Source organism: Streptomyces chryseus (assembly GCF_014650755.1).
Lineage (GTDB): Bacteria > Actinomycetota > Actinomycetes > Streptomycetales > Streptomycetaceae > Streptomyces > Streptomyces chryseus.
In genome coordinates this window covers 315,760-329,511 of the sequence record NZ_BMVO01000001.1, presented here as the reverse complement: position 1 = coordinate 329,511, position 13,752 = coordinate 315,760, and the positions used below count along the sequence as shown (strand labels likewise).

At 72.3% G+C, this 13,752-nt stretch carries 18 protein-coding genes; 17 read left to right on the top strand and 1 reads right to left on the bottom strand.

All coding sequences use genetic code 11. The annotated features are described in order from the left end of the window. Positions 1-125: 125 nt before the first annotated feature. The 8 genes from hisD to hisF are packed head-to-tail and all read left to right on the top strand — an operon-like array spanning position 126 to position 5,902. Complete coding sequence (gene hisD / locus IE185_RS01585; RefSeq protein WP_138896356.1) at positions 126-1,448, top strand: histidinol dehydrogenase; 1,323 nt, start codon at positions 126-128, stop codon at positions 1,446-1,448. After that, positions 1,445-2,599 (top strand): histidinol-phosphate transaminase, encoded by a 1,155-nt coding sequence (locus tag IE185_RS01580; RefSeq protein WP_138896357.1) that lies wholly within the window; start codon positions 1,445-1,447, stop codon positions 2,597-2,599. The genes hisD and IE185_RS01580 overlap by 4 nt, the downstream gene beginning before the upstream one ends. Beyond that, complete coding sequence (gene hisB / locus IE185_RS01575) at positions 2,596-3,189, top strand: imidazoleglycerol-phosphate dehydratase HisB (protein WP_069929187.1); 594 nt, start codon at positions 2,596-2,598, stop codon at positions 3,187-3,189. The genes IE185_RS01580 and hisB overlap by 4 nt, the downstream gene beginning before the upstream one ends. After that, entirely contained in the window at positions 3,186-3,353 is a 168-nt protein-coding gene (locus tag IE185_RS01570) for a CG2302 family histidine operon protein (protein WP_167518286.1), read from the top strand. The genes hisB and IE185_RS01570 overlap by 4 nt, the downstream gene beginning before the upstream one ends. Then, positions 3,350-3,991 carry an imidazole glycerol phosphate synthase subunit HisH gene (hisH, locus tag IE185_RS01565; RefSeq protein WP_138896358.1) on the top strand — a complete coding sequence of 214 codons (642 nt, stop codon included), beginning with the start codon at positions 3,350-3,352 and terminating at the stop codon, positions 3,989-3,991. The genes IE185_RS01570 and hisH overlap by 4 nt, the downstream gene beginning before the upstream one ends. Further along, positions 3,991-4,731, top strand: a complete 741-nt coding sequence (priA, locus tag IE185_RS01560; protein ID WP_138896359.1) for a bifunctional 1-(5-phosphoribosyl)-5-((5-phosphoribosylamino)methylideneamino)imidazole-4-carboxamide isomerase/phosphoribosylanthranilate isomerase PriA — start codon at positions 3,991-3,993, stop codon at positions 4,729-4,731. The genes hisH and priA overlap by 1 nt, the downstream gene beginning before the upstream one ends. Next, positions 4,728-5,150, top strand: coding sequence for a RidA family protein (locus IE185_RS01555; protein ID WP_138896360.1), 423 nt, complete (start codon positions 4,728-4,730; stop codon positions 5,148-5,150). The genes priA and IE185_RS01555 overlap by 4 nt, the downstream gene beginning before the upstream one ends. Then, positions 5,147-5,902, top strand: coding sequence for an imidazole glycerol phosphate synthase subunit HisF (hisF, locus tag IE185_RS01550; RefSeq protein ID WP_138896361.1), 756 nt, complete (start codon positions 5,147-5,149; stop codon positions 5,900-5,902). Before IE185_RS01555 ends, hisF begins: the two co-directional genes overlap by 4 nt. A gap of 104 nt (positions 5,903-6,006) precedes the next feature. Here hisF and IE185_RS01545 read toward each other — a convergent pair whose 3' ends face one another. Further along, entirely contained in the window at positions 6,007-6,645 is a 639-nt protein-coding gene (locus tag IE185_RS01545) for a TIGR03085 family metal-binding protein (RefSeq protein WP_138896362.1), read from the bottom strand. 104 nt (positions 6,646-6,749) lie between these two features. On the opposite strand from IE185_RS01545, the gene hisI reads away from it, so the two are divergent. The 9 genes from hisI (at position 6,750) to trpA (ending at position 13,666) form a co-directional block, all read left to right on the top strand. Continuing rightward, on the top strand, positions 6,750-7,118 hold the full coding sequence (hisI, locus tag IE185_RS01540; RefSeq protein ID WP_138896363.1) for a phosphoribosyl-AMP cyclohydrolase: 369 nt from the start codon (positions 6,750-6,752) through the stop codon (positions 7,116-7,118). Between the two features lie 11 nt (positions 7,119-7,129). Beyond that, the gene (locus tag IE185_RS01535; RefSeq protein ID WP_138896364.1) at positions 7,130-8,608 is read left to right on the top strand and encodes an anthranilate synthase component I; all 1,479 of its coding nucleotides are present in this window, start codon (positions 7,130-7,132) and stop codon (positions 8,606-8,608) included. A 23-nt stretch (positions 8,609-8,631) separates the two neighbouring features. Continuing rightward, on the top strand, positions 8,632-9,294 hold the full coding sequence (locus IE185_RS01530) for a TIGR02234 family membrane protein (RefSeq protein WP_138896365.1): 663 nt from the start codon (positions 8,632-8,634) through the stop codon (positions 9,292-9,294). A gap of 105 nt (positions 9,295-9,399) precedes the next feature. Beyond that, positions 9,400-9,666 (top strand): HGxxPAAW family protein, encoded by a 267-nt coding sequence (locus IE185_RS01525; RefSeq protein ID WP_138896366.1) that lies wholly within the window; start codon positions 9,400-9,402, stop codon positions 9,664-9,666. Positions 9,667-9,775: 109 nt separating this feature from the next. Next, positions 9,776-10,258, top strand: a complete 483-nt coding sequence (locus tag IE185_RS01520; protein WP_189714459.1) for a DUF2752 domain-containing protein — start codon at positions 9,776-9,778, stop codon at positions 10,256-10,258. Between the two features lie 115 nt (positions 10,259-10,373). Further along, positions 10,374-11,183 carry an indole-3-glycerol phosphate synthase TrpC gene (gene trpC, locus IE185_RS01515; protein ID WP_138897309.1) on the top strand — a complete coding sequence of 270 codons (810 nt, stop codon included), beginning with the start codon at positions 10,374-10,376 and terminating at the stop codon, positions 11,181-11,183. A gap of 10 nt (positions 11,184-11,193) precedes the next feature. Next, entirely contained in the window at positions 11,194-11,415 is a 222-nt protein-coding gene (gene trpM, locus IE185_RS32930) for a tryptophan biosynthesis modulator TrpM (RefSeq protein ID WP_138897308.1), read from the top strand. A gap of 128 nt (positions 11,416-11,543) precedes the next feature. Next, positions 11,544-12,836: a tryptophan synthase subunit beta gene (gene trpB, locus IE185_RS01510; protein ID WP_138897307.1), complete on the top strand. Its 1,293-nt coding sequence runs from the start codon at positions 11,544-11,546 to the stop codon at positions 12,834-12,836. Next, complete coding sequence (gene trpA / locus IE185_RS01505) at positions 12,833-13,666, top strand: tryptophan synthase subunit alpha (protein WP_138897306.1); 834 nt, start codon at positions 12,833-12,835, stop codon at positions 13,664-13,666. Before trpB ends, trpA begins: the two co-directional genes overlap by 4 nt. Positions 13,667-13,752 lie beyond the last annotated feature (86 nt).

Here is a 13,752-nt window from a genome sequence, read left to right as displayed (position 1 = left end):
CGTACAGCCGTTCTTCCCTCTGAGTGACGGACTGAACGCTATTGGTCAGGAATGACGCGTGGGGCGTGTATCAGCCAGTGATACGTGGGCTCGGTCGCCGGACGGGGTCTGAGAGAATTGGCAGCGTGATCTCTCGAATCGATCTGCGTGGCGATGCCCTCCCCGAGGGCGCCGACCTGCGCGACCTGCTGCCCCGTGCCGACTTCGACGTACAGGCCGCCCTCGAAAAGGTGCGGCCCATCTGCGAGGACGTGCACCATCGGGGCACGGCGGCGCTGATCGAGTACGCGCGGAAGTTCGACGGCGTGGAGCTGGAGCGCGTACGCGTCCCGGCGCAGGCGCTGAGCGACGCCCTGGAACAGCTCGACCCCAAGGTCAGAGCCGCGCTGGAGGAGTCGATCCGGCGGGCCCGCATCGTCCACCGCGAGCAGCGCCGGAACGAGCACACCACCCAGGTCGTGCCCGGCGGCACCGTGACCGAGAAGTGGGTGCCGGTCGAGCGCGTCGGCCTGTACGCGCCGGGCGGACGGTCCGTCTACCCGTCCTCCGTGATCATGAACGCCGTCCCGGCGCAGGAGGCGGGCGTCGAGTCGATCGCGCTCGCTTCCCCGCCGCAGACCGACTTCGGCGGTCTGCCGCACCCGACGATCCTGGCCGCGTGCGCGCTCCTCGGTGTCGACGAGGTGTACGCCGTGGGCGGCGCGCAGGCCGTGGCGATGTTCGCGTACGGCACCGACGAGTGCGCCCCCGCCAACATGGTCACCGGCCCCGGCAACATCTGGGTCGCCGCCGCCAAGCGCTACTTCACCGGCCGGATCGGCATCGACACCGAGGCCGGACCGACCGAGATCGCCGTCCTCGCGGACGACACCGCCGACCCGGTGCACGTCGCCGCCGACCTGATCAGCCAGGCCGAGCACGACCCGCTCGCCGCCGCCGTGCTGGTCACCGACTCCGAGGAGCTGGCGGCCGCCGTGGAGAAGGAGCTGGAGCCCCAGGTCGCCGCGACCAAGCACATCGAGGACCGGATCCTGCCCGCGCTGGCCGGCCGGCAGTCCGCGATCGTGCTCGTCTCCAGCCTGGAGGACGGCCTCAAGGTGGTCGACGCGTACGGCGCCGAGCACCTGGAGATCCAGACCGCCGACGCGTCCGCCGTGGCCGCGCGGGTGCGCAACGCCGGCGCGATCTTCGTCGGCCCGTACGCGCCCGTCTCCCTCGGCGACTACTGCGCCGGCTCCAACCACGTCCTGCCGACCGGCGGCTGCGCCTGCCACTCGTCGGGCCTGTCGGTCCAGTCGTTCCTGCGCGGCATCCACATCGTCGACTACACGCGCGAGGCGCTCGCCGAGGTCACCCACCACGTGGTGACGCTGGCCGAGGCGGAGGACCTGCCGGCGCACGGCGCGGCCCTCAAGGCGCGGTTCGGATGGAAGGTGCCGACGGAATGACCCGCAGCATCCGCATCGACGATCTGCCCGTCCGCGACGAGCTGCGCGGCAAGTCCCCGTACGGCGCCCCGCAGCTCGACGTGCCCGTGCGCCTCAACACCAACGAGAACCCGTACCCGCTGCCCGAGGCGCTCGTCGAGCGCATCGCGGAGCGGGTGCGCGACGCGGCCCGCGAGCTCAACCGCTACCCGGACCGGGACGCGGTCGAGCTGCGCACCGAGCTGGCCCGCTACCTCACCCGCACCGCCGGGTACGAGGTGACCATGGAGGGCGTCTGGGCGGCCAACGGCTCCAACGAGGTCATCCAGCAGCTGCTCCAGACCTTCGGCGGCCCGGGCCGCACCGCGATCGGCTTCGAGCCGTCGTACTCGATGCACGGCCTCATCTCGCGCGGCACCGGCACCGGCTGGATCTCCGGGCCGCGCCACGAGGACTTCACCATCGACGTCGACGCGGCCGTGCGGGCCGTAGCCGAGCACCGCCCCGACGTCGTCTTCATCACCTCGCCCAACAACCCCACCGGCACCGCCGTCGGAGCCGACACCGTCCTCGCGCTGTACGAAGCGGCCCAGGCGGCCAAGCCGTCCCTGGTGGTCGTCGACGAGGCGTACGGCGAGTTCAGCCACCACCCGTCCCTGCTGCCGCTCATCGAGGGCCGGCCCCACATGGTGCTCTCCCGCACCATGTCCAAGGCCTTCGGCGCCGCCGGACTGCGCCTGGGCTACCTCGCGGCCGACCCCGCCGTGGTCGACGCCGTACAGCTGGTGCGCCTGCCGTACCACCTGTCGTCCGTCACCCAGGCCACCGCGCTCGCCGCGCTCGAACACACCGATACGCTGCTGGGGTATGTCGAGCAGCTCAAGACCGAGCGGGACCGCCTGGTCACCGAGCTGCGTGCCATCGGCTTCGAGGTGACGGACTCGGACGCGAACTTCGTCCAGTTCGGCCGGTTCGACGGTGCGGCAGGCTCGCACGAGGCGTGGCAGCGGATCCTCGACCAGGGCGTCCTGGTCCGTGACAACGGCGTACCGGGCTGGCTGCGGGTCACCGCCGGCACCCCCGAAGAGAACGACGCGTTCCTCGATGCGGTACGCGCACTACTGAGTCATGTGGGGGACACCCCCACACCCCCGAAGGAGCACAGCTCATGAGCCGCGTAGGACGCGTCGAGCGCACCACCAAGGAGACCTCGGTCCTCGTCGAGATAGACCTCGACGGCACCGGCAAGGTCGATGTGTCGACAGGCGTCGGCTTCTACGACCACATGCTCGACCAGCTCGGCCGCCACGGCCTCTTCGACCTCACCGTGAAGACCGACGGCGACCTGCACATCGACTCGCACCACACGATCGAGGACACCGCCCTCGCGCTCGGCGCCGCCTTCAAGCAGGCCCTCGGCGACAAGGTCGGCATCTACCGCTTCGGCAACTGCACGGTGCCGCTGGACGAGTCGCTCGCCCAGGTCACCGTCGACCTCTCCGGCCGCCCGTACCTCGTGCACACCGAGCCCGAGAAGATGGCGCCGATGATCGGCGAGTACGACACGACGATGACCCGGCACATCCTGGAGTCCTTCGTCGCGCAGGCCCAGATCGCCCTGCACGTGCACGTCCCGTACGGGCGCAACGCGCACCACATCGTGGAGTGCCAGTTCAAGGCCCTGGCCCGTGCCCTGCGGTACGCGTCCGAGCACGACCCGCGCGCGGCCGGCATCCTCCCCTCGACCAAGGGCGCACTGTGACGGGCCTGTCCACCATCCTCATCGTCGTCGGGCTCTTCCTCCTCGGTGGTGTGTACTCCTTCTGGAAGCAGCAGCTGCCCAAGGGCGTCATCGTGCTGCTCGGCATCGGCGCCGTGATGTGCCTGGTCGCCGGTGTCATGCGAATTCAAGGACTCTGGGAATGAGTGACAAGAAGAAGGTCGTCGTCTTCGACTACGGCTTCGGCAACGTCCGGTCCGCCGAGCGGGCCCTGGCCCACGTCGGCGCGGACGTCGAGATCACCCGTGACTTCGACCGGGCCATGAACGCCGACGGACTGCTCGTCCCCGGCGTCGGCGCCTTCTCCGCCTGCATGCAGGGCCTGCGCGAGGCGCGCGGCGACTGGGTCGTCGGCCGCAGGCTCTCCGGCGGCCGCCCGGTCATGGGCATCTGCGTCGGCATGCAGATCCTCTTCGAGCGCGGCATCGAGCACGGCGTGGAGACCGAAGGTCTCGACGAGTGGCCCGGCACGGTCGGACCGCTCCAGGCGCCGGTCGTCCCGCACATGGGCTGGAACACCGTCCAGGCACCGCAGGACAGCGAGCTGTTCGCCGGTCTCGACGCCGACACCCGCTACTACTTCGTGCACTCGTACGCCGTGCACGACTGGAGCCTGGAAGTCACCAACGCCAAGATCCGCGCGCCGAAGGTCACGTGGAGCACGCACGGCGAGCCCTTCGTGGCGGCCGTCGAGAACGGCGCGCTGTGGGCCACCCAGTTCCACCCCGAGAAGTCCGGCGACGCCGGCGCCCAGCTGCTGACCAACTGGATCGGAACCCTCTGATGTCCTCCGCGAACACCGCGAAGCTCGAACTCCTCCCCGCCGTCGACGTCCGCGACGGCCAGGCCGTGCGCCTCGTCCATGGCGAGTCCGGCTCGGAGACGTCGTACGGCGACCCGCTCCAGGCCGCACTGGCCTGGCAGCAGGCGGGCGCCGAGTGGCTGCACCTCGTCGACCTCGACGCGGCGTTCGGCACCGGTGACAACCGGGAGCGCATCGCCGAGGTCGCCCGCTCCATGGACATCAAGGTCGAGCTGTCCGGCGGCATCCGCGACGACGCCTCGCTCGCGGCGGCGCTCGCCACCGGCTGCAGGCGCGTCAACCTCGGCACCGCCGCGCTGGAGACCCCCGAGTGGGTCGCCAAGGTCATCGCGGAGTACGGCGACAAGATCGCCGTCGGCCTGGACGTGCGCGGCACGACGCTGCGCGGCCGGGGCTGGACCCGCGACGGCGGCGACCTCTACGAGACGCTGGCGCGCCTCGACTCCGAGGGCTGCGCGCGGTACGTCGTCACCGACATCGCCAAGGACGGCACGCTCCAGGGCCCGAACCTGGAGCTCCTGAAGAACGTCTGCGCCGCCACCGACAAGCCCGTCGTCGCCTCCGGCGGCGTCTCCTCCCTGGACGACCTGCGGGCGATCGCCTCGCTCGTACCCCAGGGCGTCGAGGGCGCGATCGTCGGCAAGGCGCTGTACGCCAAGGCGTTCACCCTGGAAGAGGCGCTGGCGGCGGTGTCCGCATGACGGTGTCCTCCTCCGGTTCCGTACGCAAGGTCTCGACCGGCGCCCCCTGGGAGGAGCAGTTCGGCTACTCCCGCGCGGTGGAGCTGCCGAACGGGCTGGTCCTCGTGTCGGGGTGTACGTCGGTCGTCGACGGCGTCATCAGCGGCGGTGCGCCGTACGACCAGACCGTCACCGCCTTCAACGTCGCCTTCGGCGCGCTGGAGGAGCTCGGCCTCGGCCGGGAGGACGTCGTACGCACCCGCATGTACATCACGCACGCCCGGGACGTCGACGATGTCGGCCGCGCCCACAAGGAGCTGTTCGACGACGTCCGCCCGGCGGCGTCGATGATCATCGTCTCCGGATTCGTCGACCCGAGCCTGGTCGTCGAGATCGAGATCGAGGCCTACCGAGCAGACCGAGGAGGTCAGGCATCATGACCCTCGCGGTCCGAGTGATCCCCTGCCTGGACGTCGACAACGGCAGGGTCGTCAAGGGCGTCAACTTCCAGAACCTGCGCGACGCCGGCGACCCCGTCGAGATGGCGAAGCTGTACGACGCGGAGGGCGCCGACGAGCTGACGTTCCTCGACATCACCGCGTCGTCCGGCAACCGGGAGACGACGTACGACGTGGTGCGCCGTACCGCCGAGCAGGTCTTCATCCCGCTGACGGTCGGCGGCGGCGTACGCACCGCCGACGACGTCGACAAGCTGCTGCGGGCCGGCGCGGACAAGGTCGGCGTCAACACCGCCGCCATCGCCCGCCCCGACCTGATCCGCGAGATCGCGGAGCGCTTCGGCCGGCAGGTGCTGGTGCTGTCGGTCGACGCCCGCCGTACGGAGTCCGGCTCCTTCGAGGTCACCACGCACGGCGGCCGCAAGTCCGCCGGCATCGACGCGGTCGAGTGGGCGCACCGGGCGGCCGAGCTGGGGGCGGGCGAGATCCTGCTCAACTCCATGGACGCCGACGGCACCAAGGACGGCTACGACACGGAGATGATCGCGGCGGTGCGCAAGCACGTCACGGTGCCGGTCATCGCCTCCGGTGGCGCGGGCGGCCTCGCCCACTTCCCGCCGGCCGTCGCGGCGGGCGCGGACGCGGTGCTGGCCGCGTCGGTCTTCCACTTCGGCGACCTGCGCATCTCCCAGGTCAAGGACGCCCTGCGCGAGGCGGGCCACCCGGTCCGCTAGCGGCCGCCGGCCCGGCCGGGCACCCGCTCCTCCCCATGCCGCAGGGCCTGGACACCGCCCCTCGGGGTCGCGTCCGGGCCCTGCGGCGTGAGTGAGCTGCTTCGCTACATCGCGATGCCGAGCTTCGCGTCGCGCAGGCGCTCGATGGCGTCCTTGTCGCCCTCCATCTCGACCTGCGCCGCCTCCTGCCGGCCGAAGGCGAACAGCACCAGCTCGCCCGGCTCGCCCGTGACCGTCACCACCGGCGTCCCGCGATGGGCCACCGCCGTCTGACCGTCCGGCCGACGCAGCACCACCCCCACCGGCGCCTTGCGGCCGAGCACCCGCGCCGCCTTCTCGATCCGCGACCACAGGGCGTTCGCGAAGACCGCGTCGAGCTCGCGCGGCGTCCAGTCGGGCTGCGCCCGCCGGACGTCCTCGGCATGGACGTAGAACTCGACGGTGTTCGCCGCCTCGTCGAGCTGCTTGAGGGAGTACGGGGACATGCGCGGCGGGCCCGTACGGATGAGCTGGATCAACTCCTCGTACGGCTTCGCGGCGAACTCCGCCTGAACCCGCTCCAGCCGGCTCTTCAGGGCCGCCAGCACTATTCCGCCCGCCGCGTCCGCGCGGCGCTCGCGCACCACCAGATGTGCGGCGAGTTCCCGGGTGGTCCAGCCGTCGCACAGCGTCGGGGCGCCCGGTCCGGCCGCCTCCAGCAGGTCGGCGAGGAGGAGTCGTTCGCGCTTGGCATGGGTCGACATGACGGCCAGGGTACGGCCGTTGCTCCGTCAGGGCCACGGCGCCGCGCGTCCAATGACCGGACGGCGTGGATGTCACGGCCCGCGGGCGCGGCACAATGGCGGACATGACCAGTTCGCCCCGACCCAGCAGCCTCGATCCCGCCGTCGCCGCCCGCCTCAAGCGCAGCGCCGACGGCCTGGTCCCGGCCATCGCCCAGCAGTACGACACCGGCGAGGTGCTCATGCTCGGCTGGATGGACGACGAGGCGCTCCACCGGACCCTCACCACGGGCCGCTGCACGTACTGGTCGCGCAGCCGTCAGGAGTACTGGGTCAAGGGCGACACGTCCGGGCACTTCCAGCACGTCATGTCCGTCGCGCTGGACTGCGACGCCGACACCGTGCTCGTCAAGGTGGACCAGGTCGGCGCCGCCTGCCACACCGGCGACCGCACCTGCTTCGACTCCGACGTCCTCCTCCCGCTCGCGCAGTAAGGTCACCGGCCATGGACATCGAGACCTTCCGCAAGCTGGCCGTCGACCGGCGTGTCATCCCCGTCAGCCGCAGGCTCCTCGCGGACGGCGACACCCCGGTCGGCCTCTACCGCAAGCTGGCCGCGGAACGCCGGGGCACCTTCCTCCTGGAGTCCGCCGAGAACGGCCGCTCCTGGTCCCGCTACTCCTTCGTCGGCGTACGCAGCGCCGCCACCCTCACCGCCCGCGACGGGCAGGCGCACTGGCTCGGGACGCCGCCCGTCGGCGTACCCGTGGACGGCGACCCGCTCGACGCGCTGCGCGCCACCATCGAGGCCCTGCACACCCCGCGCGACCTCGCGGGCGGCCTGCCGCCGTTCACCGGCGGGATGGTCGGCTACCTCGGGTACGACGTCGTACGCCGCCTGGAGAAGATCGGCGAGCACGGGCGCGACGATCTGCGACTGCCCGAGCTGACCATGCTGCTCACCTCGGACCTCGCCGTCCTCGACCACTGGGACGGCTCGGTCCTGCTGATCGCCAACGCGATCAACCACAACGACCTGGACACCGGCGTCGACGAGGCGTACGCCGACGCCGTCGCCCGGCTCGACGCGATGGAGGCCGACCTCAGCCGGGCCGTGCCGACCGCGCCCGCCGCCCTGCCGCCGTCCGCCCTGCCGCCGTACACCGCCCTGTGGGGCGGCGAGGCGTACCAGGCGGCCGTCGACGACATCAAGGAGCGGATCCGCGCCGGCGAGGCGTTCCAGGTCGTGCCGTCCCAGCGCTTCGAGACGCCCTGCGCGGCGAGCGCGCTGGACGTCTACCGGGTCCTGCGCGCCACCAACCCCTCGCCGTACATGTACCTCTTCCGCTTCGAAGGCTTCGACGTCGTGGGCTCCAGCCCCGAGGCGCTGGTCAAGGTCGAGGACGGGCGCGCGATGGTGCACCCGATCGCCGGCACCCGCCACCGCGGCGCCACGCCGCAGGAGGACCAGGCCCTCGCCGACGAGCTGCTCGCCGACCCGAAGGAGCGCGCCGAGCACCTGATGCTCGTCGACCTCGGCCGCAATGACCTCGGCCGGGTCTGCGAGCCCGGCAGCGTCGAGGTCGTCGACTTCATGTCCGTCGAGCGGTACTCCCACGTCATGCACATCGTGTCGACCGTGACCGGCCGCGTCGCCCCGGGCCAAAGCGCCTTCGACGTGCTGACCGCCTGCTTCCCCGCCGGAACGCTGTCCGGGGCGCCCAAGCCGCGCGCCATGCAGATCATCGAGGAGCTGGAGCCGTCGCGGCGCGGCCTGTACGGCGGCTGCGTCGGCTACCTCGACTTCGCCGGCGACTCCGACACCGCCATCGCCATCCGGACCGCCCTGCTCCGCGACGGCACGGCGTACGTGCAGGCCGGGGCCGGCGTGGTGGCCGACTCCGACCCCGTCGCCGAGGACACGGAGTGCCGCAACAAGGCCGCCGCCGTGCTGCGCGCGGTGCACACGGCGAACCGCCTCTGAGCGGGAACAGGACGTAAGGGATAGTGGAGTACGTGACTGCCGCATCCCCCGCACCTGTACCGCTTCCGCGCAGCGAGAGCGCGCCGGCCGCCTCCACGGGCGGCCGCCGCAGTCTCGCCGCCGCGCTGCTGCTCGGCGCCCTGGGCGCCGCCGTCGTGCTCCTCGCCTCGGGCCGGACCTGGGCCGAGGGCGCGGCCGCGGTGCCCGGCGGCGCGTTCCCGCTGGCCGTCGAGGGGCAGGACGTCACCGGCGCGCCCGCGGCCCTGGCCGTCGTGGGCCTCGCCGCGCTCGTCGCCGTCTTCGCCGTCCGCCGGGCGGGCCGCCTGCTGGTCGCCGGGCTGCTCGCGCTGAGCGGCGCGGGCGCCGCCGTCACGGCCCTCCTCGGCGCGTCCGGCGGCACGGCGCTCGACGAGAAGGCCGCGAAGATGACCGGCGACGCCGCCGCGACGGCCGGCTCCCTCACGCACACCGCCTGGCCGTACGCGACCGCCGTCGGCGGACTGCTGATCCTGGTGGCGGGCCTGCTCGCGCTCTGGTGCGGCCGGAGGTGGCCCTCCATGTCGGGCCGTTACGAGCGCGACGGCAGCCCCCGGACGCGCAAGGCGCCCGCCGCGCCCGACCCGGACCGGCCCGAGGACCTCTGGAAGGCACTGGACCGGGGCGAGGACCCGACGCGCGACGTGTGACCCCCGAGATCACGCCGCCGGTCGTCGTGCGGGACAATGAGCGACGAGCACACGACTCACGGACTCATCACCTCACCACAGAGCAACAGCAACGAGGAGCAACTCATGGCGGGCAGCAGCCACGGACACACCCCGGCCGCCTGGACCGGTGTCACCATCGCCTTCATCGGTTTCTGCATTTCGGGTGCCTTCACGGTGCTCGCCAGCCCGCTCGGCTTCTGGGCGGGAATCGTCGTGATCCTGATCGGTGGCGTCGTCGGCATGGTCATGAAGGCCGCCGGCCTCGGCATGGCCAAGGAGTCGGACGAGATGCGCCGCGCCCGCGAAGAGGCCGGCCGCGCCCAGCCGCACAGCCAGGTCCAGGTCCGCTGACCGTTCTGCGGCTTCCGGCCCGGCTCCGGCCGGGTGCCGAGGTGGTCGCGACGCCGTGCGACGCGCCCGTGATGCGAGGCGCAGCCCCCGACGGGCTGCGCCTTTCCTCATGAGCGGCGACAATCGGCGGGTGGATACCGTGCCCTCGCCCGCCCCTGCCCCTTCGCCGCGCCCCTCACCGGACCCCGCGCCCGCGTCCCTGGCCCGGCGGCTCGCCGCGCCGGCCGCCACCATGGCAGGCGTCCTGGCGGCCTTCACGTACGTCGGCACGGTCGACCCCAACGAACCCGGCCACTACCCGGCCTGCCCGCTCCTCCAGCTCACCGGCATCTACTGCCCCGGCTGCGGCGGCCTGCGCAGCGCCCACGCGGTCGCCACCGGCGACCTCGCCGCCGCTCTCGGCGCGAACGCGATGGCGGTCGTCGGGTACGGCGTCTTCGCGGTGCTGTGGGCCGTCTGGGTGGTTCGCGCCACCCGCGCCGCCCCGATGCGGATCGCCCTCAGGCCTGCCTGGTGGTGGGGCATCGGCGCTGCGGCGGCGGTGTTCAGCGTCGTCCGGAACCTGCCGTTCGGCTCGGCGCTCGCTCCGTGAAGTCCCAGGTAGTGGGACTGATCGCCGCTCGATGCGAGTCCTGAGGCCCTCTGCGGATAGCATTGGTATGGCTGATCCTGGTCCACTATCACCCTCCCGGAAGGGGGCCGCTCGCGTGAGTGTGCTCGACGAGATCATCGAAGGCGTGCTCGCCGACCTCGCGGAGCGGCAGGCAAGCGTCAGTCTCGACGAGCTCAAGGACCGCGCGGCCAAGGCAGCCCCGGCCAAGGACGGAGTCGCCGCTCTGCGCGGCGAGGGCGTCCAGGTCATCTGCGAGGTCAAGCGCTCCAGCCCGTCGAAGGGCGCGCTCGCCGCGATCGCCGACCCCGCCGGACTCGCCGCCGACTACGAGGCGGGCGGCGCGGCCGTCATCTCCGTGCTCACCGAGCAGCGCCGCTTCGGCGGCTCGCTGGCCGACCTGGAGGCCGTACGCGCCAAGGTCGACATCCCGGTGCTGCGCAAGGACTTCATCGTCACCGCCTACCAGCTGTGGGAGGCGCGGGCGTACGGCGCCGACCTGGCCCTGCTGATCGTCGCCGCCCTGGAGCAGGAGGCCCTGGTCTCCCTGATCGAGCGGGCCGAGTCCATCGGGCTCACGCCGCTGGTCGAGGCGCACGACGAGGAAGAGGTCGAGCGCGCGGTCGAGGCCGGCGCGAAGATCATCGGCATCAACGCGCGCAACCTCAAGACCCTCAAGGTCGACCGCGGCACTTTCGAGCGCGTCGCCCCCGAGGTCCCGGCCGGCATCATCACGGTCGCCGAGTCCGGCGTCCGCGGCCCGCACGACCTCATCGCCTACGCCAACGCGGGTGCCGACGCGGTGCTCGTGGGCGAGTCGCTGGTCACCGGCCGCGACCCGAAGGGCGCCGTCGCCGACCTGGTCGCCGCGGGCGCCCACCCGGCCCTGCGCCACGGCCGGAGCTGAACCGACGCCGATGACCGCACTCCGCCGTACCGCCGCACGTACCCGGCCGGGCCCTCGCCCGCTCGCCGGGACGCGGGCGCGCGACCCGCACGCGCCGCTGGCGCGCGGGTGCCGACCGCGCGGGTGCCGGGCCCCGGCACGGCGGGTGCGCGGACGCCGGGTGCGCTACCACATCGGGTCCGAGCCCGGTCAGATCAACGGCATGCGATGGCGCCCCGAAGGCGCGCTGTAGCGATCCGCCCCGCCCGTACGCCCGGATGCCTCCGAGGCGTACGCGGGTGATCCCGCGCGCGGCGCATACGGTCACTTCCACCCGTTGATCTTTCATGGGGCGCCAGCCCCTTCTGAGGAGTACGTCGGATGTCTTCTGACTTCTTCATTCCGGACCCCGAGGGCACCGTCCCCAGCACCGAGGGCTACTTCGGCGCGTACGGCGGCAAGTTCATCCCCGAGGCGCTCGTCGCCGCGGTCGACGAGGTCGCCGTCGAGTACGACAAGGCCAAGTCCGACCCGGCCTTCGCGGCCGAGCTGAACGAGCTGATGGTCCACTACACGGGCCGGCCCAGCTCGCTCACCGAGGTGCCGCGCTTCGCCGAACAGGCGGGCGGGGCAAGGATCTTCCTCAAGCGCGAGGACCTGAACCACACCGGCTCGCACAAGATCAACAACGTGCTGGGCCAGGCGCTGCTCACCAAGCGCATGGGCAAGACGCGCGTGATCGCGGAGACCGGCGCCGGCCAGCACGGTGTCGCCACTGCCACCGCGTGCGCCCTCTTCGGCCTCGAATGCACCATCTACATGGGCGAGATCGACACCCAGCGCCAGGCGCTCAACGTCGCCCGCATGCGGATGCTCGGCGCCGAGGTCGTCGCGGTGAAGTCCGGCAGCCGCACCCTGAAGGACGCCATCAACGAGGCGTTCCGCGACTGGGTCGCCAACGTCGACCGTACGCACTACCTCTTCGGCACCGTCGCCGGACCGCACCCCTTCCCGGCCATGGTCCGCGACTTCCACCGGGTCATCGGCGTCGAGGCACGCCGCCAGATCCTGGAGCGCGCGGGACGGCTGCCCGACGCGGCCGTCGCCTGTGTCGGCGGCGGCTCCAACGCCATCGGTCTCTTCCACGCCTTCATCCCGGACGCGGACGTACGCCTCGTCGGCTGCGAGCCCGCCGGGCACGGCATCGAGACCGGCGAGCACGCGGCCACCCTGTCGGCGGGCGAGCCCGGCATCCTGCACGGCTCGCGGTCGTACGTCCTGCAGGACGAGGAGGGCCAGATCACCGAGCCCTACTCGATCTCGGCGGGCCTCGACTACCCGGGCATCGGCCCCGAGCACGCCTACCTCAAGGACAGCGGCCGGGGCGAGTACCGGGCCGTGACGGACGACGCGGCGATGCAGGCCCTGCTCCTGCTGTCGCGCACCGAGGGCATCATCCCGGCCATCGAGAGCGCCCACGCGCTCGCGGGCGCGCTGGAGCTCGGCAAGGAGCTGGGCAAGGACGGGCTGATCCTGGTCAACCTGTCCGGGCGCGGCGACAAGGACATGGACACGGCCGCCCGCTACTTCGGCCTGTACGACACCGACGCGGCGGTCGAGGCCGACGCCTCCTCCGACAACGGCGCCGCCGAGATCCAGAGGGACACCAAGTGAGCGGGAACATCCAACTGCTGAGCGACACCCTGGAGCGGGCCCGGTCGGAGAACCGGGCGGCCCTCATCGCGTACCTCCCGGCCGGCTTCCCGACCGTCGACGGCGGCATCGACGCGGTCAAGGCGGTCGTCGCGGGCGGCGCGGACGTCGTCGAGGTCGGGCTGCCGCACAGCGACCCGGTGCTCGACGGGCCGGTCATCCAGACCGCCGACGACATCGCGCTGCGGGGCGGGGTGAAGATCGCCGACGTGATGCGCACCGTCCGTGAGGCGCACGAGGCGACCGGGGCCCCGGTCCTCGTCATGACGTACTGGAACCCGATCGACCGGTACGGCGTCGAGCGCTTCACCGCCGAGCTGGCGGAGGCCGGCGGCGCCGGCTGCATCCTGCCTGACCTGCCGGTCCAGGAGTCGGCGCTGTGGCGCGAGCACGCCGAGAAGCACGGCCTGGCCACGGTCTTCGTCGTCGCGCCGAGCAGCAAGGACGAGCGACTCGCCACGATCACCGCGGCCGGGTCCGGGTTCGTCTACGCGGCCTCGCTGATGGGCGTCACCGGCACGCGCGAGTCGGTGGGCGCGCAGGCGCAGGACCTGGTGCGCAGGACGCGGGCCACGACCGCACTGCCGGTGTGCGTCGGGCTCGGTGTCTCCAACGCCGTACAGGCGAAGGAGGTCGCGGCCTTCGCGGACGGCGTGATCGTCGGTTCCGCTTTCGTCCAGCGGATGCTCGACGCGCCGGACGCCGCGGCGGGCCTGGAGGCCGTACGGGCGCTCGCGGGCGAGCTGGCGCGGGGCGTGCGCAGGGGCGGCGACGGGGCCGGCGCGGCCTGAGGCGGCACGACCTGAACAACTGAGCGGTGTAACCCGTACGGGTGGACCTGGACCGGGGAGGCGCGCCCGCGCCTCCCCGGTTCGTT

Bases quoted from the DNA above. Each gene is read 5' to 3' on its own strand.
- IE185_RS01580 (WP_138896357.1), top strand. From the start codon at position 1,445: ATGACCCGCAGCATCCGCATCGACGATCTGCCCGTCCGCGACGAGCTG.
- hisB (WP_069929187.1), top strand. From the start codon at position 2,596: ATGAGCCGCGTAGGACGCGTCGAGCGCACCACCAAGGAGACCTCGGTC.
- hisH (WP_138896358.1), top strand. From the start codon at position 3,350: ATGAGTGACAAGAAGAAGGTCGTCGTCTTCGACTACGGCTTCGGCAAC.
- priA (WP_138896359.1), top strand. From the start codon at position 3,991: ATGTCCTCCGCGAACACCGCGAAGCTCGAACTCCTCCCCGCCGTCGAC.
- IE185_RS01555 (WP_138896360.1), top strand. From the start codon at position 4,728: ATGACGGTGTCCTCCTCCGGTTCCGTACGCAAGGTCTCGACCGGCGCC.
- hisF (WP_138896361.1), top strand. From the start codon at position 5,147: ATGACCCTCGCGGTCCGAGTGATCCCCTGCCTGGACGTCGACAACGGC.
- IE185_RS01545 (WP_138896362.1), bottom strand. From the start codon at position 6,645: ATGTCGACCCATGCCAAGCGCGAACGACTCCTCCTCGCCGACCTGCTG.
- hisI (WP_138896363.1), top strand. From the start codon at position 6,750: ATGACCAGTTCGCCCCGACCCAGCAGCCTCGATCCCGCCGTCGCCGCC.
- IE185_RS01535 (WP_138896364.1), top strand. From the start codon at position 7,130: ATGGACATCGAGACCTTCCGCAAGCTGGCCGTCGACCGGCGTGTCATC.
- IE185_RS01525 (WP_138896366.1), top strand. From the start codon at position 9,400: ATGGCGGGCAGCAGCCACGGACACACCCCGGCCGCCTGGACCGGTGTC.
- IE185_RS01520 (WP_189714459.1), top strand. From the start codon at position 9,776: ATGAGCGGCGACAATCGGCGGGTGGATACCGTGCCCTCGCCCGCCCCT.
- trpM (WP_138897308.1), top strand. From the start codon at position 11,194: ATGACCGCACTCCGCCGTACCGCCGCACGTACCCGGCCGGGCCCTCGC.
- trpB (WP_138897307.1), top strand. From the start codon at position 11,544: ATGTCTTCTGACTTCTTCATTCCGGACCCCGAGGGCACCGTCCCCAGC.